This window comes from Haloarcula amylolytica, from assembly GCF_049705545.1.
Lineage (GTDB): Archaea > Halobacteriota > Halobacteria > Halobacteriales > Haloarculaceae > Haloarcula > Haloarcula amylolytica_B.
Window position 1 is genome coordinate 738212 of record NZ_JBNAMU010000001.1, and the last position, 24230, is coordinate 762441.

A 24230-nucleotide genomic window follows, 5' to 3' on the forward strand; every position below is an offset into this window, starting at 1 on the left:
AACAGGTGGATCGCTACTGTAGCTCGACCGTGTTGAGGTAGGGGCCGCCGACGGAGCTAACCGTGTAGGAGTCCTCGACGACGGCCTCGTTGACCGCTCGGAGCGTCTCGGCGTAGTCGATGAACACCCACGGGGACTCGTCGTAGGCGATCTGGGCGGCCTCCTGGTACATCGTCTCGCGGTCCCCTTCGGCGTAGGTCCGCTGGGCCTCGCGGACGAGTTCCATGTACTCGCTGTTAGCCCACCCTGAGACGTTGAGCGTCGAGTACCCCTCCGTGTCGAAACTGATCCAGTCCTGGCCGTCGGGGACGGCGTCCATCTCGACTTTCGGGTCCAGCAGGACGTACATGAAGTTGTCCGGGTCAGCGTTGTCAGTGTACCAGCCGAGGAAACAGGCGTCGTGTCGCCCGGCGGACGTGTAGTCCAGGTACGGCCCGAAGTTCGAGAACTGGTTGATGTTGACCGTCAGGCCGATGTCCTCCAGGTCGGATTTGACCTGGTTCGCCGTCTGGACCGGGCTGGGGTTGTAACCGCGGGGGTTCGAGAACGTCGCGAGTTCGAACTCGAAGCCGTCGCCGTAGCCCGCCTCTTCGAGCATCGACCGGGCCTGGTCCTTGTCCGTCGGATACGGGTCGAGGTCATCGTTGTGGCCGAGCACGTCCGGCGGGAGCGGCTGGGATGCCTGCGTCGCAAAGCCCTGGTAAATCTGGTTGACGATGGCCTCGGTGTTGACGGCGTGGGCGATGGCCCGACGGACCGTCCGGTTCCGGAACGGCTCGAAGCGGGCCATGTTCATCGCCATGTAGCCGTGGTTGATGCCGTTTTTCCGCAGCAGCGTCGCCGTCCCGCTCTCCTCGGCCCGCTGGAACCCGGAGGAGTCGAGATTGTCCGTGATGTGTGACGCCCCGTTGATGACGTCCTGGACCCGGGTGCTGTTTTCCGTGATGGTCTTGAAGATGACCGTCCCGACGTTCGGCCCCTCGCCCCAGAAGTCGCCGTTGGCCGTCAGCCGGATGCGCTCGTTCGGGTTGTCGAGCGTGTCGAACTCGAAGGGACCGGTCCCCGCGGGTTCGGTTCCGAGGTCCGCCTGGTTGTCGCCCATCGCTTCGATCTGGGCCTCCGAGAGGACGGCCGCGGCGAACATCGCGAGGTTCCGCAGGAACGGCGCGTACCGCTGTGTGAGCTCTATAGTCAGTTCGTAGTCCTGGCTCGCGTCGACGCTCTCGATCCAGTCGCCTAGCGTGAACGGACCGTACCCTGACCGCGTCTCGTCACCGAGGTAGTACTGATAGCCGCTCTGCGTGAACCGTTGCCAAGTCGCCTTGAAGTCCGACGCCGTGAACTCCTCCCCGTTGTGGAAGGTCACGCCCTGCCGGAGCGTCAGCGTCGCCGTTGTCCCGTCAAGCGAGTAGTCGGTCGCCAGCGCGTCCTCCAGCTGGCCGCCGCTTCCCGGGGCGAACTGGATGAGCGTGTCGAATATCTGGTTCGTGACCTTCGCGACTTCGCCGCTGGTCGTCTGCTGTGGGTCGTAGTTCTCGGGGTGGTCGCCGCGGGCGTACACGAGCGTCTGGTCGCTCGCTCCGTCACCGCCGCTTTCGCCTGTGTCAGTGCCGTCACCGCCGCTTTCGCCGTTGCCGTCGCCTTCGGTCCCGTCGCCACCGTCTCCGGAACAGCCCGCGAGCGTTGCGGCCGCCGCGGCACCGCCTGCCGCTGCGAGGAAACTCCGTCTGTCTATCTGATCGTCGGATGACATACGGTACCATTCAACCAGGCTGAATATAACAGTACTGGACAGGTAGATAAATATACATTATAACAAATAAGGAGGGTGTGCAGCCGAGTAATATTCCCTACTTGCGGTCACTGCCGGGCTGCTCATACAGGTGACACGCTGCCGGGTGCGGACTCGACTGCAGTTCGGGATGCTGTCGCTCACAGACGCTTTCAAACCGGTCTCGGAGTATTTCGGCTGCGCCCTCCCAGTCGGACGCCGCGAGCCGCTCGAACGATTCCTCGATGACGCGCCGGTTCTCACCGGTCGGTTTCGTCTCGAAGAAGCGGTCGAACATCGCCTCGACGAAGGTCGACACCGCCATCGAGTCGCTTGGCTGTTCGGTGAGATCCGCCCCGCCGTCGGTGGCCGCCGCGGCGTCGCCGTCCGGCTGGAGTTGCGCCTGTACCGTGTCGAGGGAAATCGCCTCGTCTTCCACCCGCTGTCGGTAGTCCATCACCTCCCGGTAGGTCTCCTGCTCGATGTCGATGTCAGGCGGGATGACCTCGGGGCAACGGGTCCGGAACCGACAGCCGGAGGGCGGGTCAACCGGTGATGGAACGTCGCCTTTCAGGAGTATCCGGTCGGTCTCTACGGTCGGGTCCGGTTCCGGGATTGCCGACATGAGCGCCCGTGTGTAGGGATGTTTCGGGTCGGCGAACAGGTCCGGGGTGTCGGCGACTTCGACCACCTCACCGAGATACATCACGGCGACGCGGTCACAGATGTGCCGCACCACGGAGAGGTCGTGGGCGATGAACAGGTACGTCAGGCCGAACTCTCCCTGGAGGTCCTCCAGCAGGTTGATGATCTGGGCCTGCACGCTCACGTCCAGCGCCGAGACGGGTTCGTCACAGACGATGAAATCGGGGTCGACGGCGAGCGCCCGAGCGATGCCGACCCGCTGGCGCTGCCCGCCCGACAGTTCGTGTGGATACCGGTCGTACTGGTCGGGGTCCAGCCCCACCGCCTCCATCAACTCCGCGACCCGGTCGACCCGCTGCTCGCGCCGGGAGCCGTCGCCGGTGTCTTCCGGGAGGTCGTGGATCTTCAGCGGCTCCATGATGGTCTGGCCGACGGTCATCCGCGGGTCGAGGCTGGACATCGGGTCCTGGAAGATCATCTGCAGATCCCGGCGGACCGCCCGGAGGTCGTCCTTGTTCAGGTCCGCGAGGTCCTGGCCGGCAAAGACCACGGTCCCGTCTGTCGGCTCCAGCAGGCGGAGAATCGTCCGGCCGGTCGTCGATTTCCCGCACCCGGACTCCCCGACGAGGCCGAGCGTCTCGCCCTCGTAGATGTCCATCGAGACGCCGTCGACGGCCTTGACTGACTCCGGCTCGCGCCCGATGTACTTATCCAGCAGGTCGTCGGCCCGCGAGAAGTGCTTTTTCAGCCCGTCGACTTCCATGAGCCGTCTGTCCGTCCGCGTCGTCTCGTGGGCGGCCACGCCCGCGTCGCCGGTGCCGTACTCGCTCTTATCGAACGACTCGAGGATGCATTTCGAGCGGTGGGACACGTCCGTCGGGCCGTGCTGGAGAAACGGTATCTCGCCCTCGCGGCACTCGGGCTTGGCCCACGGACAGCGGTCGGCGAAGTGACACCCCTCGGGCATGTCGATGAGGCTCGGGACGTTTCCCTCGATAGGAGTTAACCGCTCGGTCTCCTCGCTGGGAATCGATTCCAGTAGCGTGTACGTGTACGGATGCGAGGGGTTCCCGAAGATCTCCTCGACCGGCCCCTCCTCGACGATTTCGCCGGCGTACATCACGGCGACGCGGTCGCAGGTCTCCGCCACGACACCGAGGTCGTGCGTGATGAACAGGACCGCCATCCCGAGGTCGGCCTGGAGGCCGTCGATGAGGTCCAGAATCTGCGCCTGGATGGTCACGTCCAGCGCCGTCGTCGGCTCGTCGGCGACCAGGAGCTTCGGTCGGCAAGCCAACGCAATAGCGATGAGCACGCGCTGGCGCATCCCGCCGGAGAACTCGTGCGGATACTCGTCGACGCGGTCGGCCGGCTCCGGAATGCCGACCTCCTCAAGCAGGGCGATCACGTCGGACCGGACCTCCTCGCTCATACCGCCGCCACGACTGAGCGAGGGGGTTATCTCCCGGAGAGCGTTGAACCAGGAATCGTTGCGCTTGCGGCCGTATCGGTGGAGTCGCAGGCTCTCCGCGACCTGCTCGCCGACGGTGATCGCGGGGTTCAGCGAGGTCATCGGGTCCTGGAATATCATCCCCATGTCGCCGCCACGGATGTCCCGCATCGCTCGCTCCGGCGCGGCCGTCAGGTCGACGTAGCCGTCTGCAACGGTTACGGGGCCGTCCCCCTGTTTCGGCAGTGCTTGGTTCGGGGCCTCTCGAATGAACTGCCTGGCCAGCGCGGTGTCGTCGGCTGCCGTATCCAGTGATTTCGGGAGATTACTCCGGTCGACGGTCGCCGAGTCCACGTGGATGAACCCCGAGCCGTCGGCGTCGGTCGCAACCGCCTTCGGATACTGCCGCGCTAGTCGCGTGACCGTCTCCAGCGCGCCGAAACGGACCTGCCCGCCGGCGATGTGTCCAGGGTCGTCGACGATTCCCATCGCCGACAGCGCGGTCACCGATTTCCCCGATCCCGACTCACCGACCAGCCCGACGGTTTCCCCCTCACGGACTGTGAGATCGATGCCGTCGACGGCTTTGACCGTTCCCCGGTCCGTCTCGAACTGGGTCCGGAGACTGGATAGTGTCAACAAATCACGCATCTATCGGTTGTTCTCGAAATACTTCCAAAAGTGTTGTGCTGAAACCTCGCCGACAGTTTATGGGTGCGGCCGCCCCACTCGACGTATGGACGACCCTGTCGACCCGGAATCGAATCCCTTCGACCGCGTCGTCGGTCACTGGGAGCAGGTCATCGACGACATGGCGGCGACGGCAGCGAAGTACCGCGACGCCGGCCGCGAGACTATCGAACTCCATCCCGGCGACGTGACGCTCCTGACCGGCGAGCCGCGAACGATGGCCGAACAGACCGGCGAGTACGAGCCCGACAGCCGACGGCTCGGCTTCGATGTCGTGGTTCCCGGTGACGAGTTCCGGCGGCTCGCCGACGCGCTCGGGAACCGTCCCGTCGACCGGTACGAGGTGTTTCGCGCGACCGGCGACGGGATGGTGTTCCTGCTCGTGGCGCTGGAATGTGGCGACGACCTCGCCGCGTTCGTTCCGCTGTACTACGACCGCAGCGACCGCGAGGCCCTGGAACAGGTCGCCGCGGACCGCGGCCTCTACTCCCACATTCGCCCGCTCTCCGAGGACGAAGTGGTCACCGTCGCCCACGACGACCCAGACCCGTTCTTCCCCGACTGAAACCCGCTCGGCTGGGACTGTCCGACTACGACTGTTCGCGTACTCGGGTCAGCCGGTACGCCGGTACTGCGAAGACGACCCCGTAGAGGAGCCGGTTGGCGAGCACACCGATTCCGAACCCCGAGAGTGCACCCGCGAGATCGACCGTCATCGGGGCCGGGGAGACCGTCACGAGGCCGGCCACCGCGCCCGCGAGCACGAGAAACGATGCCAGCGCGGCTACCTCCGGGTACACGCCCGGCACCGCGTCGTGTTCGACGACGGCTACCGCGACGGCGGTCAGCAGTGTTACCCCCACGACTACCGGAAGCACGTCGAACAGGGCACTACCGGCCTCCGCGTACCCCAACACCGCCCCGCCGATGCCGACGGCGAGGTCGGTTCGAAGAACCTTCTGTGTCGCTTCGTGTTCGGACAGCGACGGCTCGGCGTCCGGGTCGATATCGGTCATCGACGGGGTGGCTTACTCGTCCACCTCGAACTCATTGCCACACTCCGGACAACATACCTCGTCGTGTCGCAGCGCCGCCGACTGCTCGCGGACCTCCCGCATCACCGAGGAGATCCGGTCCTCGGCCTCCATCTCGTCTTCGACGGCGAGGTCGACACCCTCGACTTCGAGCAGGAACTTCGCGACCTCCGTGGCCTCGTACATCACGTCGTCGAGGTCCTCGGCGGTGAAGAAATCACACATCGCGCCGTAGAGAAACGTTGCACCGGCCTTCCGGACCTTGTCCTCGAAGGCCGAACGGGCCTGGTTGACCGCCTGTGGCGTGTACGTGTCCGTCATGAACGGGACGAGTTCGGGGAGGTTCTCCCCGATTTTCGTCATCTCGACGCCTGTCTCGGTCCGGAAGTCGGCACAGAGGCGTGCAATGGCCCACTCGCGGGCGGTGATGTACGTCCGGTCCCGCAGGAAGTCGTTCGCGCGGTCGTAGGTCCCGCCCTCGATCTTCTTGAAGCGGTCGTACTTCTGTACGTCGGACGGGACGTCACTGGCTGTGGCGGCCGCCGCTTCGCTGGCTGACTCGGCCGCTGCTGTCTCTTCGGTAGCCGAGTCGGCGGTGTCGCTTCCCGCGGCGTCGGCGGCCCCGTCATCTGCGGCCGCCGACTCGTCTGGCTGGTGTCCGGCCGACGCCTCGTCTGCCGCCTCGGCATCCGTCTCGTCCGGCGGTGCGCCCTCAGTCATAGCCGAGAATGCGTGCCCGCGGTGAAAAAGGGTATCGCCGCTGACCCGCCTTCATTACCTTCTGCCAACACTTCAGCCAGGTGCCTTTTTCACTACTCCCATGCATGGCCCGACTATGAAACTACTGCTCGGTGTCGGGGGCAGCGAACTGTCCTATCAGGCACTGACCGAAACACTCGAGCGCGTATCGGAAACAGGCGATGAACTGACCGTCGTTATCTTCGAAAACGAGGACAGCGACGCCGACCTCGAGACGGTCCAACAGCGGGTGCAGGAGCGGATCGACGAAAGCGGGCTCGAGCCGCCGCTCCGACACATCGACGGCACGTCGCCGGGCAGCGAACTGGTGAACATCGCCGAAAGCGAGGAGTTCGACAGAATCGTCCTCGGCGGCGGCGGCCGCTCGCCGCTCGGGAAGATACAGCTCGGCCCCGTCGTCGAATTCGTCCTGCTGAACGCACAGACTCCGGTGACTCTCATCCGATGACTCGCACGTATCCAGACGAACCGGCTGGGGAGTTCCCGCAGCCACCCCGGACAATCACCGACCGTGAGGACCGCACCATCGACGTGATCTCCGCGGACGACGCCGATACGGAGAGCCTCGTCGAGATGTATCTCGATTTCGACCCTGCGGACCGAGCGCAGGGCATCCCACCGGTCAAAGACGAGGCCATCCGCGAGTGGCTCGAAACGATACTCGACGACGACTGTGTCAACGTTGTCGCCAAGCACGACGACACCGTCGCCGGCCACGCGACGCTGGTCCCGGACAACGAGGACGAGCACGAACTCGCTATCTTCGTGTTACAGGCCTACCAGGGCGCTGGTATCGGGACAGCGCTGGTCGAGACGCTGCTTGGCCACGGCCAGGCCGAGGGTATCGACCACGTCTGGCTCACCGTCGAGCGGTGGAACGACCCGGCGATATCGCTGTACGAGAAGGTCGGCTTCGAGATCAGTAGCGCCGAGAGCTTCGAAATAGAGATGGCGATCCGCCTTTAAACGGTGAGTACCGGCTGGCTGGCGTACTCGATGACGTAGATCGCCGCGCGCCCGACGGCCTCTTCGCTTCCTTCCTCGCGCGGGACGACGATGAAATCCGCGTCGATGTCCTCCGCCACGTCGAGGACGACGCTGCCCGGAGTCTGCATCAGTCGCGTCTCGGAGAACGCGGTCGCGGACGACGTTTCGAACGCGCCGTCGTGAGCGTCGCGGAACTGCGATTCAAGACGCTCGGTGAACGCCTGGTGCTCCTCGGCGATCGCGGCCGCACTCACGTCACCGTTGTCGATATCCCGGCGGAGCCGTTCGTCGATGACGAACAGCAGGTGGAGATCGGCGTCGTATCGCTCCGCGACGGCGATCGCGTACTCGGCCGCTCGTTCCGACTGGTCGCTGCCGTCGACCGGCGCGAGTACGAGGTCGATGTCCATCACTCGCCAGTGCGGCCCCGGCCGGCAAAAATCCACCGAGGTTCGTGCCGACCCCGTGGCGTCATCCGGACCGTCCCTCGCCGTGACCAACAGTGTATTTAGTCGCGGCTTCGATGCGTGGTGTATGTTCGATACGGTGGTCATCGCCACGGACGGCTCCGGCAGCGCAGAGCGGGCCGTCGAAGCAGCGCTGGACCTGGCAGCGCGCTTCGACGCAACTGTCCACGGGCTGTACGTCGTTGACACCGGCGAGGTTGAGACGACTCCCGAAGAGGTTCGCGAGGCGCTGGAGCGCGCGCTGGCGACCACTGGCGGCCGCGCCCTCTCGTTCATCCTGGAGGCCGCCGACGCCGAGGCCGACGAGGAGCTCGTCACTGCCGTTCGGCAGGGCGACCCGGCCGACGAAATCCGCAACTACGCCGAGGAACACGACGCCGACGTCATCGCCAGTGGGACCCGCGGCCGCCACGGCGAACACGGGTTCCTGCTGGGAAGCGTCGCCGAGGAACTCGTCCGGGAGGCCCCGATGCCGGTGCTGACGGTCCGCCAGCTCGAAGGCGAACCCAACCCCGAGCGCGAGGACGTGTAACTGAACCCGACGGGTTCTTGACGCCGCGCCCGCTTGCTGGGGCATGGACGATTGGCTCATCGACGACGACCGTCTCTCTATCGGCCGCAAATCTGTACTCCCCGGAGAGGGGTTCTTTATCCCGGATTCCTACGAGGAAGAGCAAGCTGAAGCGGAAGCCGCAGAGACCCTGAAAGACGCCGGCGTCATTGTCATCGCCGACCCGGACGCCGACGGACTGGCCTGCACCGCACTGATTCGCGAGGCCCACGGAGAAGGCGCACTGCTGCCCGCCGGCCCGCACGAACTCACGGAGGCGCTCGAATGGACCGCCGAGTACGCCGACCCCGACGCGACCGTCTTCATCTGTGACCTCTGTCCCGACCGCGAATCCGACATCGCGCCCCTCGATTCGCTGATCGAGCGCGTCGAACGCGTCGTCTGGTTCGACCACCACCAGTGGCCCGACGATCTCGCCGACGACGTGGACGCGGCCGGCGTCGAGCGCACTGTCGGAGATAGTGAGGAAGTGTGTACCGCCGACGTGGCGCTGTCGGAACTCGACTACGATTTCGACGAGCAGTGGGCTGACCTCGCCGCCGTCACCCGCGACCACGACCTCTGGATCCGCGACGACCCCCGAAGCGACGACCTCGCGGACCTCTCGTACTGGAGCGAACCCGAGGAGTACATCGAGGCCGTCCACGAACACGGCCCCGACCTCTCCCCGGAGTTCCACGAGTTCCTCGAAGAGAAGCGCGTCGAGAAGGAGGCGCTCATCGAGAAGGCCGTCGACCGGGCCGAACTCCGCGAAGTCGGCGAGTGGACGGTCGGCGTCACCTACGGCCGCTGTTCCCAGAACGAGGTCGCCGAAGCGCTCCGCGAGCAGGGCGCGGACGCCGCCGTCATCGTCAAGCCTGCGGGCTCCGCCTCGATCCGCGGGACGGACAGCTTCGAGCGCGCCCACGAGGTCGCCCAGCAGGTCAACGGCGGCGGCCACCCGAAAGCCGCGGGCTGCAAGCCCGACATCTACGACGACATGATGGACTACGCGCATCACTGGACGACACAGGGGGCCGTCGCGAAACAGGCTATCGTGGATGCCTTCCGGCGGCTGCCGGAGGAAGCGGAGGAAGGCGTCGATACCGAGCGGTAGGCGGACCAGCGGGCGGTGTTTTGTAGCCCGACGCAACGTTGATTTATTCTTCCACCGTCACTGCCGAGTGATGCCCAGGTCCCTCCACACGCGAATCGCGCACGAGACAGCCGTGAGAAGGCACTTCGGGAGCGCCGTCGCCGTCGGCGCGACGCTGTACGTTCTCGATGGCTCTGTACGATACGCCGCGGTCACGGCGACACTCGCCTTCTGTGTCTGGCTCGTCGCCGACGCCGCCCAGGCCGCTGTCGGCGACTACGCCGATCACGTGGTGTTCGGGCTCCTCGTGTTCGGCTTCGTGGCGTACACGGTTGCTGCCGCCGTCCCAACGTGGGTCGTCGTCCCCGGGGCGCTTCTCGGTGGTTGGTTCCTCCTCGACGGTATCCAGCACCTCCGCCACGGTGTCACTCGCGACGAGGTCGGGATTTCGTATGCGCACGACGGCAGTCCCGTCACGGGCCTGCCGAAGGCGGTGCTCGTCCGACTGGCCGAACCGTTCCTGCTGTAAGCTACTCCCCGACGACCCACTTGTCGCTGTACCGTTCCCCGCAGGCACACACCGCGTAGGCGTGGACCACGTCGCCCTCGGCGTAGAGCCCGCCCACGTCCTCGTTCTGTTCCTCGGCGAAGGCGAAAATAAACCGGGTCGTGTGGTCGCTCTCCGGTTCCTCCTCGGCGACCGGACAGACCGCGCCCGTCAGGTCGTCGTGGATGTCACCCTCGGTGCCCATCGCTTCTTGTGCCAGGCCCATCGGGTCGATGCCCGTCGCCGACTGGAACGCGCTACGGCCGTCGTCGCCCGGCAGGACGAGGACGTGTCCGTCCTCGACTTCGTCGGCGTACTCGGCCAGCGCGCCGGGGTTCGAGACGGCGTCCTCGTGCAGGAAGAAGAGTACGTCTTCAGGCCGCTCGCCAGCCAGAAACTCCGTGTGTTTGGTCATGCAGGGGGAGAGTCACTCGCCGGGCAAAAGTGCCGCGTTCCGCTCGGGAACGAGACGCGCTGTGTCGCCGCCCCTTCCAGCCTCACTTTTAGGCCCACTCGCCTGGTATAGTCGTCCATGACCGACTTCGGCGAGTACGTCACGGATATCGTCCACGAACCGACCCAGACCGACAGCCCGGGGTTCGACCTCACTGCCGGCGAAGTGTACGAGGTCGTCGAGCCGGGGCGGATCGACTTCGGTGGCGGCGAACTCGACGCGGCCGGCGTCGCGCCCCACGCAAGCGAGAAGCGGGACCCGGACGACGACTACGAGTGGTGGACGCTACGGGGCGGCCAGTATCTCATCGAGTACAACGAATCGCTGACCGGCGAGGCGACGGTGACGCTTCAGCCGCGGACGGAACTGCTCGAACGCGGGGCGACCCACCCGACGCTGCAGGTCGACGAGCTCCCGCGCGTGCCGCTGTCGGTCGGTGGTGCGGGGCTGAAACTCAAAGCGAACGCGCGAGTCAGCACGATTGTGGCGGCGGACGAGCAGTGATTCGCCCGCGTCAGACCGTCGTTTCCGTTACCAGTACGACGGCGTGCTCCCGTACAGCCGCATGAAGTGGAGCCGCTCGCTTACCGTCCGCGAGAGCGGCAGGAGGAACTCGCCGGTGTCGGGGAACAGCGTGATCCCGGAGACGAGGAGATAGACCGCCGTAATCCCCGCGGCGATGCCGAGGACGGCCGCACCGACCGATTCGAACCCGCCGACGGCTGTGTCGAGGAGTGCCCAGCACCCGACAGCGCCAGCGACCGCCAGCGCCACCAGCGCGTACAGCTGGACGGCCTCACCGAGGACCAGGTCGCCGACCGCGATGGCACAGAGATAGAGCGGGCCGCCGACCAGCACCGCGGTACCGAACCCCGCCACAGCCGACCGGCCGGCTGTTTCGAGGGCGCGCCGGACCGCTGGTATCCGTATCACCCAGTAGATGCCCACCGCGTAGAGCGGGTGGAGATACCGCATCGTGAACATGTGATGCAACGGGAGCGTCGTGAGGGCCAATCCAAACAGCAACACCACGTACACCACGGAGAACGCATCGACGGCGGTGATGGGATCCGTCCGCCCGCCGAAATGTGGCTTTCGAAGACTGACTCCACGAATGAGCCGACGCATGGCGAACAGGGGATAGACGACGATGGCACCGAGCAGCGGCATCGATTCGAGGACGCTGAGGTTGACCGCGGCGTCCTCTGACGACGCCAGGCTGTCGGTGTATCCGTGCCGAAGGAATATCCGGACTATCCGCTCGGGGTCGAGGAGGACCGTGTAGGACGCGACGAACTGGCCGAGAATCCGCGATAACACGTTCCCCCCGGAGGCGGACTGCCCATCGTCGGCTGGACTCCCGCCCGTTGAACTGCCGCTCGTCGAAGTACCGCCCGCTGTGCCGTCGCCACTGAGCACGTCGCCGCTGTATCCCGGGAGTAACCGGGGCGGTTGCAGCGGCTGGCCGGAGATAGCCAGGTTCGTCAGGAAAAACGGGATCAGCGAGACGGACAGGGCGAGCCCGACGACGAACAGGTCCCGAACACCGTTGGACCGGGCGGTCGGCAGGTCGACGGCCGCGATAGCCACCAGCAAAAAGAACCCTTCGGGCGCGTGCACCCAGGTCACAGGCCCGACCCACGCGTAGGTGAGTGCTCTGAACCGTCTGGCGACGACCGGGGACTCGGCCTCTCGGCTCCGGTAGAGCGTGTAGCACACGCAGACGACGAACAGCGCGGTGACGCTGTGGCGTTTCGGCAGGCTCGCCCAGAACCCCAGCGGCGTCGCGAAGACGGCTGTCAGCCCGGCGGCCACACCCAGCCGGTCGGTGTAGCGACGACTGACCAGCCGATAGAGGACGACTGCTGTGAACGCCGCCGCCAGTGTGGTCGTGAACTGCAACGCCAGCAGCGGGTACCAGTACGTCGACAGCGGCGTCGCAACGAGGAGGTTCCCGACGAAGACAGCAGCCCCGACAGCGGTTCCGGTCAGGACGCACAGCCGTCGTCGGTCGAGCCAGACGCCGACGCCGGCCGCGGCCCCGATGACGGTGAACGACCACAGCCCCGTCACGACGACCCGGACATCGGCCACCAGCGAGACGGCTTCGAGCGCGACCAGCCAGACGGCGGAGACGACCACGATGCCGTAGTTCCGGCCGTACACGCGGCCGTCGACGAGGTACGTTCCCGGTGATGCACCGGAAGCGGGTCCGTACACCGCCCGGTCGATGAACAGGTGTCCGTCGGCGACGCCGACGAGCGTGTTCGCGAACGTGAACTGGTCGTTCGAGAAGAACCCGAGCCGCCAGTAGAGGCCGAACCACGCGAGCGCGGTGAGAAAAAGCGTCGCCCCGAGGTAGTTTCCGAACGCCGTTCGGAGCACCGCGATTCCGAGGTCGTCGGCATCGAAACCGGTGCCGAGCGAGACTCGCTCGCGCACGCTCATGGTTTGACCTCGATCGTAATCCGTTCCAGCAAGATCTGTCGCTCTCTGTCGCCTTCCCGGATCCATATCGTCAGAATCGCGTCGTAGCTGTCCTGGTCGACCCGTTGCGGACTAATCCCGATCGGTTCCGGCCGGAGCTCCATTCGCGTCCCCTCGGTCCCGGCCAGCTCGTACCGGCTCGTCGCGGTGGTCCAGAGCGACGGGATGTCGACCGTGTACCTGAGGGCAGGGTTCCCCTCGACGCGGTCGACGGTGATCGCTGCCGGCGGTGCGGCCAGATGGTACCGGCCGGACCCGAACCGCCCTTGTTCGAGTGTTACTTCTTCCGTCGGTACCGAGTCGACGGTCACGGCGGTGTTTCCGTCGCCCAACGGCGTCCCCTGCTGGGTGACGTCCACGGCGCTGACGAGCGGTCCCGACGCGACCGCAAGGATCGAGACAAAGAGCGCAAACGTGGTCGGCACCACCCAATCAGTCATTGCGTACCCGGAGTTGACGACCGCCGTATTTCACTCTACGGTAGCGATTATCGGTTCGGATAACGCGGTCCGTGGAAGTAGCCGAGGCCGCGTCAGGCGTTCACGTCTTCGAGGTGGCGGCTGGCGACGACCTTGCCAGTCGGCGTGAGCGTCGGCCCGTCGGCCCCGTCCTGTACGAGGCCATCGGCCGAGAGGTCCTGGAGAATCATCGACACCTGGGAGGAGTCCTTGCCGAGAATACTCGCCAGCGGCATCCCGTCCATGTCGCCGGTCGAGTACATGGCGACCAGCACCTCCTTCTTGTCCTTCGTGAGCTCGACGTCCTTGAGTTCCTCCATGAGCTCGGCGTACTCGCGGCGGAGATAGCGCCCGAGGATGGACATTTTGCGACTTGAGGCCATCGCGGCCAGCGTCGTCATCGCCGTCCCGTCCTTCATGTGCCGGACTGTCAGTACCGGCCGGCCCTTGCCGTTGATCTCCCGCGTGTTCCGGTCGAAGTCCGACACCGTCTTGAGGTCGACGGTGAACGACCCGTCGCTGCGCCGGAACTCGACGCTGCCGGGCGCGAGGAACAGCTTCGCAGTCTTGAACGACTCGTCGGTGACGCGGCCACCGACGCGGGCGCGCTCCTTGACCGTCGTTTCGGTGCCGTTGATGACGGCCTTGAACAGGACCGTCCCGAACTTCTCGATCTTCTCGTCGCCGGCCTCGATGGCTGCGACGAGCCGTTTTCCCTTATGCTCGAAGGCGATTGTCACCGTCGAGTCGAAGAAATCGCCCAGGTCGGGCGGGACTTGCCCGATGGCGATGTCGAAAATCGAATCCAGCGGGATCGTCAGCTTGTCGTCCTCGCTCGCGGCCAGTACCAGCCGCTTTTGCGAGAGGACGATCCGACCCTTGATGGGGTCGCCCCGACCGGCCACTTCGGAGTTGAATTTGCCGACGAAATCCGCGATCACTGATTCCGACATTCGTCCGTTACCCGATGTACATCAGCACTGATATTGAGCGTTTCGCGCGAGTATCAGCAGCAAAAATCGGATTCATTCAGGAGAACGGAGGCCAACGGTGTCAGCTATCGAGATTTCGAGCGATGTCTGACAGCGAGGAGTCCGGTCCACCGGTCGCTGTATAGACGACGCGCCTGCCCGGCGTTCGGAGACCGTACTTGGTTCCGTCGGTGACCACGTCGAGATGTGCTGAGCCGCCGAGCGAGACATCGCCGCCGGCGACCCACTCTGCGAGGCGGTTCGTCCCAGATCGTTCGCGGGCCAGTCGGCGGTTATCGGCGACGTGTGAGATCACCGGCTCGCCGTCGAGATTCGTCTCGACGACGGCGTGGTACCGGTCGCCGTCCAGCGCGAGGCGGACGGTGTCGCCGTCGTCGAAATCCAGCTCTTCCGGGAGCACGACCCGTGGTCGGTCGGTTCGGCCGACCGACTCGACGGGAACGCGATGCGTCTCGACGGTTTCGTGGTCACTGGGAACGCGGTCCGCCACGTTACTTACTCGTCGTCGTCGCCGAGGAGTTCGGCCACGTCGTCGCTGCCGCGGGCCGTGATCTTCGCGTTGATCTGACGCGTGTCGTCGCTGACCTCGCGGCCGCGGACGGTGATGCGCTTGCGCTCGCCGTCGGTGGTCGGCTTGAAGCCGACGCCGCCGTCGGACATGATCTCCTTCGTCGCGACGCCGCGAACGTCGGGTCGCATCGGTCGGCCGGAGGTGTCCGAGCCGCCGGTCAGTTCCAGCGTGTAGCCATCGAGGCCGACAGCGCCGCCGTCGACCTCGTCGCCGAGTTCGCGGCCGATGAAGCGGTTCGCGTCCTGTCCGTCAACGTCAATCTGGTAGGTGTGGCCGTCCTCCGGATCGGAGACGGCGACCGTGAATTCTGCCATACCTGTTCTCAATCAACCGCGCTTCAAAAACGCGTCGAACCGTCCCGCTCGCCGGAGTCGTACCGACGGTCACACGCTCGAGGGTAGGTCGGTAACGTCCTCGGAGACGATCATGCCACGCCGCTCATCGCCGTCGGCCCGGACCGGCAGCGCGTACACCCGATACCGTCTGCCTTCGTACTCCTGTATCCAGATCCGTTTTTTTCCATCCAGTGCGGCACGGTATCTGGGCTTCTGTACCTCGACGGCCTCCGGCGGAAACACCTCATCGAGAGTTTTCCCCTCCACGTCCCCCGGCGCGAGGCCGAGCACGCTCAGCCCCTCCCCGCGAGCGACGAGATATCGGAAGTCCTCGTCGAACAGGAAGACGCCGCCGTCGGGGAAGTTCTCCAGCAGGGTCTTGTACCGCTGCTCCGCCTGCCGGAGGTTTCGTTCGAGCTGCTCCCGTTCGATGGCGTCTGTGAGCGTGTTCGCGACGCCTCTGATGAACGTGATGTCGTCTTCGGTGAAGCTCCGCCGCTCACTCGTATGCGTCCCGAGCACGCCCCACGGCTCCGCAGGCGTCCCGATGATGACGCTGATACCGCTCACGACACCGTGGTCCAGCAACAGTGGCGGTCCGCTGAACCGCGATTCTGTACGGAGGTCCTCGACGACGACTGGTTCCTCCGTTTGGAGTGTATACCCCGCCTGTGACTCTTCGCCAGCCCCGACGGCTGCCTCGCAGACCAGCCCCGGCTGCCAGCCAGTGCCGGCTCGCAACAGCAGGTCGCCGTTCGCTGGCCGATACTCCAGCACCTTGCTGTACTCCGTATCGAGGCCCTCGGAAACTGATTCGACTGCCCGCTCGAACAACGAGCCGAGATCACACCCCCTCAGCGCGTATTGGCCAAGGTCTGCCACGGCCGCTTGCTGTCGTACCCGGGTCTGGAGTCCCTCCTCCGCGCGGTGCTGCGCGACGAGGTTCTCGATCCGGTTCGCAAGCAGCGTGTATCGCTCTGTCCCGCCCCGCTTCTGGAGGTAATCGCTCACACCCGCTGAAACCGCTTCACTAGCTATCTCTTCGCTCCCTTTCCCAGTGAACAGAACGAACGGGATATCTGGATACGTCGCCCGGACAGCTTTGAGGAGTTCGATGCCGTTCATCTCCGGCATGTCGTAGTCGGAGACAACGCAGTCGAACGCAGCTTCGGCGAGTCGGTCGAGCCCCTCGCTGGCACTGGTCGCCGTCTCGACGGTGAGTCTGTCGTCCTCGTGCTGGAGGAATTCGGCGGTTGTCTCAGCGAGTCCCGGTTCATCGTCAACGTGTAACACCGAGATCCGGGAGCTGTCGGCCCCTTCCATGCCACCCCCTAACAGGATGGGGTATGTCGTTCTTGTGGTACACTGTTCGGCCAACCACGCTAAATCAGGGTCTCGGGGCCTGTTACTGGTCAGCCATCGCGTCGCTCGCGATCGAGCGGCCACGGGCCTCCAGTTGGACTTCCCGGCGTGTCCGGACCGGTTCGAGGATGTCGGCCTCCATCAGCCTGTCGTACACGTCTTCGACCTCGTCGATGTCCATATCGACGAAGTCCGGAATCTTGAACGGTGAGATACCGGAGTACAGTGCCATCAACACCTGCGTCTCCTTGTCGGAGAGGTCCACGTCGTCGGCGATGTTGCGCTGCTCGCCCTGCCGGACGAGCCCCTCGATGAGCGAGACGTGACGGGGCGTCCCCGAGATGTGGGTCTCGACGCTGGTCCCTTCGATAGTGTGTTCGACCTCCAACAGCGGTCGCTCGTCCCCGCGAATCGTCTTCTCCTTGCTCTCGACCGTTCCTACGTCGTCGATATCCAGTTCGACGAACGTGCCGCTGGCGATGGCCAGATTGATGCAGTCGCCATCGAGTTTGAGCCGCCCCTTCTCCCAGCCGCCGTCCTGGACGACGCCACCCTTGACTGCGGGATGGTTGACGAGGACGACGGTCTGGTCCAGTAGCGTGCTGTATAGCTTCTCCTGGAACTCCTCGGCCTTCTTCGCCGAGATGAGCGTCACGTCCCGGCCGGCCTGAATCTTGATGTAGCTGTCCACCTGTGCGAGGGGCTGGTTCATCTGGCTGGCCGTGACGCTGCTGACCTTCGACAGCGGGATGGTCCGTTTACCGTCGTTGGTTGCGAGGACGAGACGCTTGTTCGAGAGGAGAACCCGACCGGGTAGCCACTCGATGTCGTTTCGCTTGCGCCCGTCCGAGACGACCTGGACGAACTTCCCCTTCGTATCGACCAGTGCGTGTTCTCCGTCGCTCATCGGTTAGCCAGCTATCGCTCTCGTGTACGCCCCGCCGCGTCTTAATGCACTCGGCTGACTCATCCGCGGCCACCGAGCTTCGAGATGGCCGAGAAGGCCTTCTTCCTGACCACGTCGTGTTCGGTCTCGTCGATGAGTTTGTCCAGCGTCTTCCGGGAGCGTTCGCCCCCGACCTTTCCGAGCGTGAAGATGGCCTGCCCCCGAACGTCGGGGTCGACGCCGTCGTCCTGCGCGATTTTGAGTAGCCGCCGCTCCACCATGTTGTCGTCGTCGCCGAGTTCGGCGAGACTGGTGGCGGCGAACTGCCGGAGCATCTGGTCGTCGTCGCTGAGCGCGTCGACCAGCGATTCGATGACGCGGTCCCGCTCCTCCTGGCTGGTGACCCGGCCGAGCATCCAGGCGGTGTTACGCCGCTGGGCGGCCTGTGTGCTCTCTTCGAGAATCTCCACCAGCGGCACGACGACGCTCCGGTCGTCCGTGTTCGAGAGTTTCTCCACGACGGTGTCGCGGATCTCGTGGCTCTGGTCGGTCGGGACGTTCGACAGGAGTTCGATCAGCGAGTAGACCGCCGTCCGCCGGACTGCGGCCGAATCGTCCGAGAGCGCCTCGATGAGATAGTCCACTGGCCGGTCGTTGCCGAAGTTCCCGAACGCGCCGACGGCGATACGGCGGACCCGCTCGTCGTCGTCCTCGTACAGCGGGAGCAGCGCCTGGAGCGCCTGCCGGTTCCCGATGTTCCCCAGCGCGTCCGCCGCTTCACGCCTGACGGCGGCTTTCGGGTCCGACAGGACCGACTCAAGCGGCGTCGTCGCCCGCGAGTCGCCGATCTTCCCGGCCGACCGGGCCGCCCGCGCCCGTACCCGCGGGTCTGGGTCCTCGAAGCGCTCTGCGAGCTTCGGGACCGCGTCGGCCTGGTCTAAGTTCCCGAGGCCGTTCGCGGCCGCCATCCTGAGTTCGGGCACATCGGCGTCAAGCACCTGCATGTACGCCTTGGCTTTCACCCAGTCTGCGGCGTCGTCTTCGAGGTCGACGCCGGCCATGCTCCCGATGAGTTGCGTGATCGCGTCGTCGCCGAGTTCGTCGAGCGAGTCGATAGCCGCGCCGGTGATCGCGTCGCTGTCGCTCTGGGCCGCGTCCACGAGCGCATTGACCACGTCGCGCCGGTCGTCGTGATCGTCGAAGTTCCCCAGTAGCTCCGCGGCGCGGGTCTTGACCCGTTCGTTGTCGCTCTCTCTGAGGAGGCGGATGAGTTCCTGTGCCTTGCCGTCCCGTTCCAGTTCGTAGAGGCTCATTGTCGCTACACTCGCCGGTAGATGCGGTGGCGTTTGTCGACCGCCTCGAACGAGTCCCGACACTCCGCGGGCAGCGTCTCGGTCATGCCGATCATGAGGTAGCCGCCCTCGCGGAGCGATCCGCGAATCGTCTCGAAGATGGGGACCTTGAACTCCGAATCGATGTAGATGAGGAGGTTCCGGCAGAACACGAGGTCAAAATCGCGCTTGGGGTCGCCCCGGATGAGGTCGTGTTGCTCGAACGTGACCATCTCCTTGACCCGGTCCCGAACCTGGAACGTGTCGCCGTCCTGCTGGATGTATTCGGTGTAATCGTCCAGCGGTTCCAGTTCCTCGGCGATATCGGTCGTCTGAGAGGTCGCGTAAGTCCCGTCACGGGCCTCTTCGAGGATGTCGGCGTTGATGTCCGTCGCCGTAATCTCGATCCGACGGGCGTTGATCTCGGGGTCGTCGAGCGCCAGCATCGCCGCCGAATACGGTTCCCGGCCGTCGGCACTCGGGGCCGACCAGAGCCTGACACGACGGTTGTTTTCCGTGAGTTCGCGGAGGACCGGCCGCAGCCGCTCCCACGCGTCCGGGTTCCGGAAGAAACCGGTGACGTTGATCGACAGCGAATCGAGCAGTTCCTCGCGTTCGCCGTCGTCGCGTTCCAGCAGTCGCTGGTAGGACTGGTAGTCCTCGGTGTCGGTTCGGCGCATCCGCGCGGTGATGCGGCGGTCGAGATACGAGTCGTTGTAAAAGCCCGATTCGAAGTCCATCTCCTCGCCGATGAATTCCACGAGGTCCTCGAAGGTACGTTCGCTGCCTTTGTTCATAGAGTCACCACGTCGAGGATATGGACGATGTTCCCGTCGCCGAGGACAGCCGTGCCCGAGAGGCCGGGCGTTCCCGAGAGGATGCCCTCCAGGGGCTTGACGACGACCTCTTCCTGACTGTTGACCGAGTCGCAGTGGAGCGCAACCTGGCGCTCGGACTCGCGGATACGGACGAGCATCCCGTCGCCGTTGGCCGTCTCGCCCTCGATGTCGAAGGTGTCGTCGAGGTGGATGACCGGGTAGATCTCGTCGTTGTGCTTGATGACCTCCTGGCCGTTGACCTGTTTCGCCTCCTCCGTCCCGGTAATCTCGTCGACGTTCTTGATCGGCACGCCGTACTCCTCGCCGCCGACTTTGACGAACAGCACCTTGACGATAGCCATCGTCACCGGCAGACGAAGCGAGACGGTGGTCCCCTCGCCAGGTTCCGAGTCGACGTTGACCGACCCGTCGAGCTGGGAGACCGTGTCGTGGACGACGTCCATGCCGACGCCGCGCCCGCTGGTGTCGGTCACTTCGTCGGCCGTCGAGAAGCCGGGGTGGAACACGAGGTCGTAGATCGCGGAGTCGTCCATCGCATCCAGTTCCTCGGGCGAGCGGACGCCTTTCTCGATGGCCTTCTCCCTGATTCCTTCCACGTCGAGCCCGGCCCCGTCGTCTTCGACCTCGATGATGACGTGGTCGCGTTCGCGGGAGGCCCGGAGCGTGATGTGACCGGTGCGTGGCTTGCCCGCCTGCTCGCGCTCTTCGGGCGACTCGATGCCGTGGTCGACGGCGTTCCGCAGGATGTGCATCAGGGGGTCCGATATCTCCGTCAGGATGGTACGGTCGAGCTCGATGTCCTCGCCCTCGATCTCGAACTGGATGTCCTTGTCGAGTTCGCGCGCGAGGTCCCGGACGAGCCGCGGGAACTTCCCGACGACCTTCTTCAGCGGGATGAGCCGCATATCCATCACCGTGTTCTGGAGGTTCGCCGTGATCTTGTCCAGTTCGTTCAGCGTCTCGCCGGTGGAGTCGAGGTCGTCCTTCTCGACGCCCCGACGGAGCTTGATTCGGCTCGTGACCAGTTGCTCGACGAGCCCGTGGAGGTCGTCGAGCTGGTCCACGTCCACCCGGACGGACTTGATCTCGTCGACGCTGTGTTCCTCTTCGGCGTCCGGGTCGGGGTCCGAACCTGAATCCGAACCTGTGTCGGGATCGTCGACAGCATCGGCACCGGTGTCTGCTCCGCTCACCAGTTCGTCGGTCACGTCGGTCACGTCGAAGCTGTCGACCTTGCCGGTCGTCCCCAGTTCGGCGTCGACGGTCGCCGCGTCGGGGCCGTCGAGATACAGGACGAACGTGTCCTCGAACTCGCCGTCCTCGATGTCGGCACGGCTCGGGCTCGAATCGAGAATATCGAACCGCCCCTCGATGGATTCGACGGCCAGCATCGAGTCGACGCCGAGCATATCCGACTCCCCGACGCTGATTTCGGCCTGCAGGACTCGCTCGTCGACAGCGTCGCCGTCGACGTCGACATCACTGACGCTGGCCTCCGTGGTGAGCGACTCGTCGCTGTCCGAGGAGTCACCGTCGTCTGCCGTTTCGGTGCTGCCCGCGGCGGCAGCCCCCTCTTCGAGGACAGCGCGGAGCTCCTCGACCATCTCGTCGGTCTCTGTCCCCGATTCGCCGTGCTCTTCGATTTCCCCGACGATGACTTCTATCTGGTCGACCCCGGCGAAGACGAGGTCCATCAGGTCCGGCGTGACCTCCATCTCGCCCTGGCGCATCTCGTCGAGCAGGTCCTCCATCGCGTGCGCGAGGTTCGCTGCGTTGTCGAAGCCCATCGCACCGAAGTTGCCCTTCAGTGTATGGGCCGTCCGAAAGATCGAATCCATCGCCTCCGTGTCGGAGGGGTCGGATTCGAGTTCGAGCAGCGAGTTGTTGAGTTCGGTAATCGCTTCTTCGCTTTCACGGATGAATGCGTCTAGATACTGGTCGTCCATTGTCAGGTCACCTCAGTGGTAATCGTGTCGATAATGCCGTCCGCAATGTCGTCGATCGGCAAGATGCTGTCCACACAGCCCGTCTCGACGGCACGTTTTGGCATGCCGTACACCGCGGACGTAGCCTCGTCCTGTGCGATGGTCTTGCCCCCGGCCTGCTTGATCCGCCGAATCCCGTCCGCGCCGTCCTCGCCCATCCCGGTGAGGATGAGGCCGACGAGCGGGTCGTCGATTGTCTCCGCGGCCGTCCGCATCGTTACGTCGACTGCCGGACGGACGCTGTTGACCGGGTCGTCCTGTGTCAGCTTCGTCCGCAGTCGGCCGTTCCGGTAGTTCTTGACGACCATGTGCCGGTCGCCGGCGGCGACGAGTCCCTCGCCGCCGCCGATGCGCGCCCCGTCTGTGGCCTCCCGGACCTCGTAATCGCTTCGCGTGTTGATCCGCTCGGCGAACCGGCCGGTGAACCCCTCCGGCATGTGCTGGATGATGAGCACCCGGAGGTCAGCCTCGATGGGGAGACTCTCCATGACCTGTTCCACCATCTTCGGGCCGCCGGTCGAAGAGCCGATGACGAGCGTCGGGTTCGTGGCGTAGGTCGTCTGGCTCGACGAGCTCTCGGTCGCCCTCCGGCCAGTGGCTGAACTGCCGGCTGTTGTCGGTGCCGTTCCGCCGCTACTGCTTGCCCCACTGGCGCTGCCCGTCCCGCCGCCTTTGGTCGCGCCGACATCGACCGCCGCGACGGAACTGACCATTTCGACCAGCTGGTCTTTCAGGCGGGACATCTCCATCGACACCTCGCCACCGGGTTTGGTAAAGAAGTCGACCGCCCCCTTGTCGAGTGCCTCGAACGTCACATCGGCGTTCTCGTCGGTGTGGGCTGACAGCATCAACACCGGTGTCGGACACTCCGCCATGATGCGTTCCGTCGCCTCGATGCCGTTCATTACCGGCATCTCGACGTCCATTGTCACGACATCCGGTTTGTGTTCGATAACAGCCGACACCGCCTCCTCGCCATCACGCGCCTGCGCAACGACATCGATACCGCCATCGCTGAGGATATCAGAGATGACACTCCGCATGAAGTGAGAGTCGTCTGCGACCACGGCGCGGACACCGTCTGCCATATCACCAACGCTCCCGTCCGACAGGAGACATCGGCGAACGAGACATCCTCATACCTACTTCCAACTCGCGTTCGGCCCCGAAATAAATACTCCGCCCACGTAATCAAAGTTGATAGTCCAGCAGGCACCTTTATGCGCCCCTGTCCGCGACAGTTTGGATAAGAACCGCTATGGCAGCCCAGTCAGCCACCACCGGCCAGGTACTCGAGTTCCAGCTCGGCTCGGAGACGTACTGCGTGAGTATCGACTACGTGACTGAGATCGTCGATATCGGCGAACTCACGTCCGTCCCGAACGCCCCACCACACGTTCGCGGCGTCATGGACCTCCGCGGGCGCACGACATCGATTGTCGATCCCAAGGTCGTCTTCGGTATCGAGGACGAGGGCGCGGAGAAGCGCATCATCGTCTTCGACCCGGAAATCGTCGAGGAACAGGGCGCAGCCGGCTGGCTCGTCGACGAGGTGTATCAGGTGGTTCAGATCACGCCGGAGCAGGTCGACCAGTCCCCCGCGAACGACGCCGGCTCAATTCGGGGCGTCATCAAGCGAGATGACAGTTTTGTTATCTGGGTGGACCCCGCTGTCGTCCACGCTGGTGACTGATTCCGGTTCGTTGAGCGACATACCAGCAAGACTTTTTAACATTCCCGACAGAGAAGTATCTAATCAACTTCCAGTTCCTTCCGAAACTATGATTGAGCAAACCAAAACGGGGATCGAGGGCCTCGACGACATTCTGAACGGCGGCATTGTGAAGAACTCGACGACACTGGTGAGCGGCAACCCCGGCGCCGGGAAATCGATCCTCTGTCTCCAGTACATCTACAACGGCGTCGAAAAGTACGACGAGAAGGGTATCTACCTCTCCTTCGAGGAAGACGAGTCGGACCTCCGGGAGGCCGCCGAATCCCTCGGCTTCGAAAACTGGCAGGACCACGTCGACAACGGCGATATCAAGGTGTACGACAAGCAAGTCCTCCTGCGCGAGAACGACTTCACCTCTTCGCTGGATATTCTGCTTGAAGAACTCGAGGACGGCGACTACGACCGGCTCGTGCTGGACTCCCTCGCCATGTTCGAGCTGTTCTTCGAAAACGAGAAGGAGAAACGGACGTATCTCCTGAAGTTCACTGACATCCTCAGCGACAGCGGCCTCACGACGCTGATGACCAACGAACAGGGGGCCGTCTTCCCGGACACCGAGATCGGGCTGGAGAACTATCTGACTGACGGCAACATCTACCTCATCCAGACGCCGACTGACACCGGCGTGAACAGGTACGTCTGGGTCGCCAAGATGCGAAAGCAGAACATCGAGACCGACATCTACCCGATGGAGATCGACCAGGGCGGTATCGACGTCCACCAGAACGCTAGCGCTTTCTCGATGATGAGCGAGGAAGAATCACCAATTTAGGGACACAAGAGAGCCATTATTACTCCA

Annotated in this window: 26 protein-coding genes; 9 read left to right on the forward strand and 17 right to left on the reverse strand. The window is 64.6% G+C overall.

Annotated features, from left to right (window positions below; all coding sequences use genetic code 11):
• Positions 1-13: 13 nt before the first annotated feature.
• Both ACOZ4H_RS03960 and ACOZ4H_RS03965 read right to left on the reverse strand, forming a co-directional pair.
• Entirely contained in the window at positions 14-1753 is a 1740-nt protein-coding gene (locus ACOZ4H_RS03960) for an ABC transporter substrate-binding protein (protein WP_424328068.1), read from the reverse strand.
• 97 nt (positions 1754-1850) lie between these two features.
• Positions 1851-4517 carry a dipeptide ABC transporter ATP-binding protein gene (locus ACOZ4H_RS03965; protein WP_424328069.1) on the reverse strand — a complete coding sequence of 889 codons (2667 nt, stop codon included), beginning with the start codon at positions 4515-4517 and terminating at the stop codon, positions 1851-1853.
• Between the two features lie 85 nt (positions 4518-4602).
• Here ACOZ4H_RS03965 and ACOZ4H_RS03970 point away from each other — a divergent pair, with 85 nt between their 5' ends.
• On the forward strand, positions 4603-5121 hold the full coding sequence (locus ACOZ4H_RS03970) for a DUF7529 family protein (protein WP_424328070.1): 519 nt from the start codon (positions 4603-4605) through the stop codon (positions 5119-5121).
• Positions 5122-5146: 25 nt separating this feature from the next.
• Here the strand turns inward: ACOZ4H_RS03970 and ACOZ4H_RS03975 are convergent, their stop codons facing one another.
• Positions 5147-5572 carry a hypothetical protein gene (locus tag ACOZ4H_RS03975; protein ID WP_424328071.1) on the reverse strand — a complete coding sequence of 142 codons (426 nt, stop codon included), beginning with the start codon at positions 5570-5572 and terminating at the stop codon, positions 5147-5149.
• Between the two features lie 12 nt (positions 5573-5584).
• A complete protein-coding gene (locus ACOZ4H_RS03980) occupies positions 5585-6310 on the reverse strand; it encodes a DUF5806 family protein (RefSeq protein ID WP_424328072.1) in 726 nt (241 codons plus the stop codon).
• Positions 6311-6425: 115 nt separating this feature from the next.
• Here ACOZ4H_RS03980 and ACOZ4H_RS03985 point away from each other — a divergent pair, with 115 nt between their 5' ends.
• Complete coding sequence (locus ACOZ4H_RS03985) at positions 6426-6797, forward strand: universal stress protein (RefSeq protein WP_424328073.1); 372 nt, start codon at positions 6426-6428, stop codon at positions 6795-6797.
• Positions 6794-7315, forward strand: a complete 522-nt coding sequence (locus tag ACOZ4H_RS03990; protein ID WP_424328074.1) for an N-acetyltransferase family protein — start codon at positions 6794-6796, stop codon at positions 7313-7315. The genes ACOZ4H_RS03985 and ACOZ4H_RS03990 overlap by 4 nt, the downstream gene beginning before the upstream one ends.
• Here ACOZ4H_RS03990 and ACOZ4H_RS03995 read toward each other — a convergent pair.
• A complete protein-coding gene (locus ACOZ4H_RS03995; RefSeq protein WP_424328075.1) occupies positions 7312-7746 on the reverse strand; it encodes a universal stress protein in 435 nt (144 codons plus the stop codon). The two genes, ACOZ4H_RS03990 and ACOZ4H_RS03995, sit on opposite strands and share 4 nt — an antisense overlap.
• A 124-nt stretch (positions 7747-7870) precedes the next feature.
• Between ACOZ4H_RS03995 and ACOZ4H_RS04000 the strand changes: the two genes are divergently transcribed.
• From ACOZ4H_RS04000 to ACOZ4H_RS04010, 3 genes are all read left to right on the forward strand, one after another.
• Entirely contained in the window at positions 7871-8335 is a 465-nt protein-coding gene (locus tag ACOZ4H_RS04000) for a universal stress protein (RefSeq protein WP_424328076.1), read from the forward strand.
• 43 nt (positions 8336-8378) lie between these two features.
• A complete protein-coding gene (locus tag ACOZ4H_RS04005) occupies positions 8379-9470 on the forward strand; it encodes a DHH family phosphoesterase (RefSeq protein ID WP_424328077.1) in 1092 nt (363 codons plus the stop codon).
• 70 nt (positions 9471-9540) lie between these two features.
• Positions 9541-9978: a hypothetical protein gene (locus ACOZ4H_RS04010; protein WP_424328078.1), complete on the forward strand. Its 438-nt coding sequence runs from the start codon at positions 9541-9543 to the stop codon at positions 9976-9978.
• A 1-nt stretch (position 9979) separates the two neighbouring features.
• On the opposite strand, the gene ACOZ4H_RS04015 is transcribed toward ACOZ4H_RS04010, so the two are convergent.
• Positions 9980-10411, reverse strand: a complete 432-nt coding sequence (locus tag ACOZ4H_RS04015) for a DUF5807 family protein (protein WP_424328079.1) — start codon at positions 10409-10411, stop codon at positions 9980-9982.
• A 117-nt stretch (positions 10412-10528) separates the two neighbouring features.
• Here ACOZ4H_RS04015 and ACOZ4H_RS04020 point away from each other — a divergent pair, with 117 nt between their 5' ends.
• Positions 10529-10954 (forward strand): dCTP deaminase, encoded by a 426-nt coding sequence (locus tag ACOZ4H_RS04020; RefSeq protein WP_424328080.1) that lies wholly within the window; start codon positions 10529-10531, stop codon positions 10952-10954.
• A 27-nt stretch (positions 10955-10981) separates the two neighbouring features.
• On the opposite strand, the gene ACOZ4H_RS04025 is transcribed toward ACOZ4H_RS04020, so the two are convergent.
• The 11 genes from ACOZ4H_RS04025 to cheB all read right to left on the reverse strand — a co-directional run bounded on the left by ACOZ4H_RS04025 (position 10982) and on the right by cheB (position 22784).
• Positions 10982-12898 (reverse strand): hypothetical protein, encoded by a 1917-nt coding sequence (locus ACOZ4H_RS04025; protein WP_424328081.1) that lies wholly within the window; start codon positions 12896-12898, stop codon positions 10982-10984.
• Positions 12895-13377 (reverse strand): hypothetical protein, encoded by a 483-nt coding sequence (locus ACOZ4H_RS04030; RefSeq protein WP_424328082.1) that lies wholly within the window; start codon positions 13375-13377, stop codon positions 12895-12897. Before ACOZ4H_RS04030 ends, ACOZ4H_RS04025 begins: the two co-directional genes overlap by 4 nt.
• A 92-nt stretch (positions 13378-13469) precedes the next feature.
• Entirely contained in the window at positions 13470-14348 is an 879-nt protein-coding gene (locus ACOZ4H_RS04035; protein WP_424328083.1) for a CheF family chemotaxis protein, read from the reverse strand.
• Positions 14349-14448: 100 nt separating this feature from the next.
• Positions 14449-14877 (reverse strand): DUF7112 family protein, encoded by a 429-nt coding sequence (locus tag ACOZ4H_RS04040; protein WP_424328084.1) that lies wholly within the window; start codon positions 14875-14877, stop codon positions 14449-14451.
• A gap of 5 nt (positions 14878-14882) precedes the next feature.
• Complete coding sequence (locus ACOZ4H_RS04045; protein WP_424328085.1) at positions 14883-15272, reverse strand: 30S ribosomal protein S6e; 390 nt, start codon at positions 15270-15272, stop codon at positions 14883-14885.
• A gap of 69 nt (positions 15273-15341) precedes the next feature.
• Positions 15342-16616 carry a response regulator gene (locus ACOZ4H_RS04050; protein ID WP_424328086.1) on the reverse strand — a complete coding sequence of 425 codons (1275 nt, stop codon included), beginning with the start codon at positions 16614-16616 and terminating at the stop codon, positions 15342-15344.
• Between the two features lie 82 nt (positions 16617-16698).
• Positions 16699-17562 (reverse strand): CheF family chemotaxis protein, encoded by an 864-nt coding sequence (locus ACOZ4H_RS04055; RefSeq protein WP_424328087.1) that lies wholly within the window; start codon positions 17560-17562, stop codon positions 16699-16701.
• A 59-nt stretch (positions 17563-17621) separates the two neighbouring features.
• Complete coding sequence (locus ACOZ4H_RS04060) at positions 17622-18854, reverse strand: HEAT repeat domain-containing protein (RefSeq protein ID WP_424328088.1); 1233 nt, start codon at positions 18852-18854, stop codon at positions 17622-17624.
• 5 nt (positions 18855-18859) lie between these two features.
• Positions 18860-19669 (reverse strand): CheR family methyltransferase, encoded by an 810-nt coding sequence (locus tag ACOZ4H_RS04065; protein ID WP_424328089.1) that lies wholly within the window; start codon positions 19667-19669, stop codon positions 18860-18862.
• Positions 19666-21657, reverse strand: coding sequence for a chemotaxis protein CheA (cheA, locus tag ACOZ4H_RS04070; RefSeq protein ID WP_424328090.1), 1992 nt, complete (start codon positions 21655-21657; stop codon positions 19666-19668). The genes ACOZ4H_RS04065 and cheA overlap by 4 nt, the downstream gene beginning before the upstream one ends.
• A gap of 2 nt (positions 21658-21659) precedes the next feature.
• The gene (cheB, locus tag ACOZ4H_RS04075; RefSeq protein WP_424328091.1) at positions 21660-22784 is read right to left on the reverse strand and encodes a chemotaxis-specific protein-glutamate methyltransferase CheB; all 1125 of its coding nucleotides are present in this window, start codon (positions 22782-22784) and stop codon (positions 21660-21662) included.
• A gap of 170 nt (positions 22785-22954) precedes the next feature.
• On the opposite strand from cheB, the gene ACOZ4H_RS04080 reads away from it, so the two are divergent.
• Together ACOZ4H_RS04080 and ACOZ4H_RS04085 are read left to right on the forward strand one after the other, a co-directional pair.
• Entirely contained in the window at positions 22955-23389 is a 435-nt protein-coding gene (locus ACOZ4H_RS04080) for a chemotaxis protein CheW (RefSeq protein WP_424328092.1), read from the forward strand.
• A gap of 88 nt (positions 23390-23477) precedes the next feature.
• Positions 23478-24203, forward strand: coding sequence for an RAD55 family ATPase (locus ACOZ4H_RS04085; RefSeq protein WP_424328093.1), 726 nt, complete (start codon positions 23478-23480; stop codon positions 24201-24203).
• Positions 24204-24230: the final 27 nt, after the last annotated feature.

Excerpts from the sequence above, each read along its gene's own strand:
- ACOZ4H_RS03960 (WP_424328068.1), bottom strand. The coding sequence starts at position 1,753 with ATGTCATCCGACGATCAGATAGACAGACGGAGTTTCCTCGCAGCGGCA.
- ACOZ4H_RS03965 (WP_424328069.1), bottom strand. The coding sequence starts at position 4,517 with ATGCGTGATTTGTTGACACTATCCAGTCTCCGGACCCAGTTCGAGACG.
- ACOZ4H_RS03970 (WP_424328070.1), top strand. The coding sequence starts at position 4,603 with ATGGACGACCCTGTCGACCCGGAATCGAATCCCTTCGACCGCGTCGTC.
- ACOZ4H_RS03975 (WP_424328071.1), bottom strand. The coding sequence starts at position 5,572 with ATGACCGATATCGACCCGGACGCCGAGCCGTCGCTGTCCGAACACGAA.
- ACOZ4H_RS03980 (WP_424328072.1), bottom strand. The coding sequence starts at position 6,310 with ATGACTGAGGGCGCACCGCCGGACGAGACGGATGCCGAGGCGGCAGAC.
- ACOZ4H_RS03985 (WP_424328073.1), top strand. The coding sequence starts at position 6,426 with ATGAAACTACTGCTCGGTGTCGGGGGCAGCGAACTGTCCTATCAGGCA.
- ACOZ4H_RS03990 (WP_424328074.1), top strand. The coding sequence starts at position 6,794 with ATGACTCGCACGTATCCAGACGAACCGGCTGGGGAGTTCCCGCAGCCA.
- ACOZ4H_RS03995 (WP_424328075.1), bottom strand. The coding sequence starts at position 7,746 with ATGGACATCGACCTCGTACTCGCGCCGGTCGACGGCAGCGACCAGTCG.
- ACOZ4H_RS04000 (WP_424328076.1), top strand. The coding sequence starts at position 7,871 with ATGTTCGATACGGTGGTCATCGCCACGGACGGCTCCGGCAGCGCAGAG.
- ACOZ4H_RS04005 (WP_424328077.1), top strand. The coding sequence starts at position 8,379 with ATGGACGATTGGCTCATCGACGACGACCGTCTCTCTATCGGCCGCAAA.
- ACOZ4H_RS04010 (WP_424328078.1), top strand. The coding sequence starts at position 9,541 with ATGCCCAGGTCCCTCCACACGCGAATCGCGCACGAGACAGCCGTGAGA.
- ACOZ4H_RS04015 (WP_424328079.1), bottom strand. The coding sequence starts at position 10,411 with ATGACCAAACACACGGAGTTTCTGGCTGGCGAGCGGCCTGAAGACGTA.
- ACOZ4H_RS04020 (WP_424328080.1), top strand. The coding sequence starts at position 10,529 with ATGACCGACTTCGGCGAGTACGTCACGGATATCGTCCACGAACCGACC.
- ACOZ4H_RS04025 (WP_424328081.1), bottom strand. The coding sequence starts at position 12,898 with ATGAGCGTGCGCGAGCGAGTCTCGCTCGGCACCGGTTTCGATGCCGAC.
- ACOZ4H_RS04030 (WP_424328082.1), bottom strand. The coding sequence starts at position 13,377 with ATGACTGATTGGGTGGTGCCGACCACGTTTGCGCTCTTTGTCTCGATC.
- ACOZ4H_RS04035 (WP_424328083.1), bottom strand. The coding sequence starts at position 14,348 with ATGTCGGAATCAGTGATCGCGGATTTCGTCGGCAAATTCAACTCCGAA.
- ACOZ4H_RS04045 (WP_424328085.1), bottom strand. The coding sequence starts at position 15,272 with ATGGCAGAATTCACGGTCGCCGTCTCCGATCCGGAGGACGGCCACACC.
- ACOZ4H_RS04050 (WP_424328086.1), bottom strand. The coding sequence starts at position 16,616 with ATGGAAGGGGCCGACAGCTCCCGGATCTCGGTGTTACACGTTGACGAT.
- ACOZ4H_RS04055 (WP_424328087.1), bottom strand. The coding sequence starts at position 17,562 with ATGAGCGACGGAGAACACGCACTGGTCGATACGAAGGGGAAGTTCGTC.
- ACOZ4H_RS04060 (WP_424328088.1), bottom strand. The coding sequence starts at position 18,854 with ATGAGCCTCTACGAACTGGAACGGGACGGCAAGGCACAGGAACTCATC.
- ACOZ4H_RS04065 (WP_424328089.1), bottom strand. The coding sequence starts at position 19,669 with ATGAACAAAGGCAGCGAACGTACCTTCGAGGACCTCGTGGAATTCATC.
- cheA (WP_424328090.1), bottom strand. The coding sequence starts at position 21,657 with ATGGACGACCAGTATCTAGACGCATTCATCCGTGAAAGCGAAGAAGCG.
- cheB (WP_424328091.1), bottom strand. The coding sequence starts at position 22,784 with ATGGCAGACGGTGTCCGCGCCGTGGTCGCAGACGACTCTCACTTCATG.
- ACOZ4H_RS04080 (WP_424328092.1), top strand. The coding sequence starts at position 22,955 with ATGGCAGCCCAGTCAGCCACCACCGGCCAGGTACTCGAGTTCCAGCTC.
- ACOZ4H_RS04085 (WP_424328093.1), top strand. The coding sequence starts at position 23,478 with ATGATTGAGCAAACCAAAACGGGGATCGAGGGCCTCGACGACATTCTG.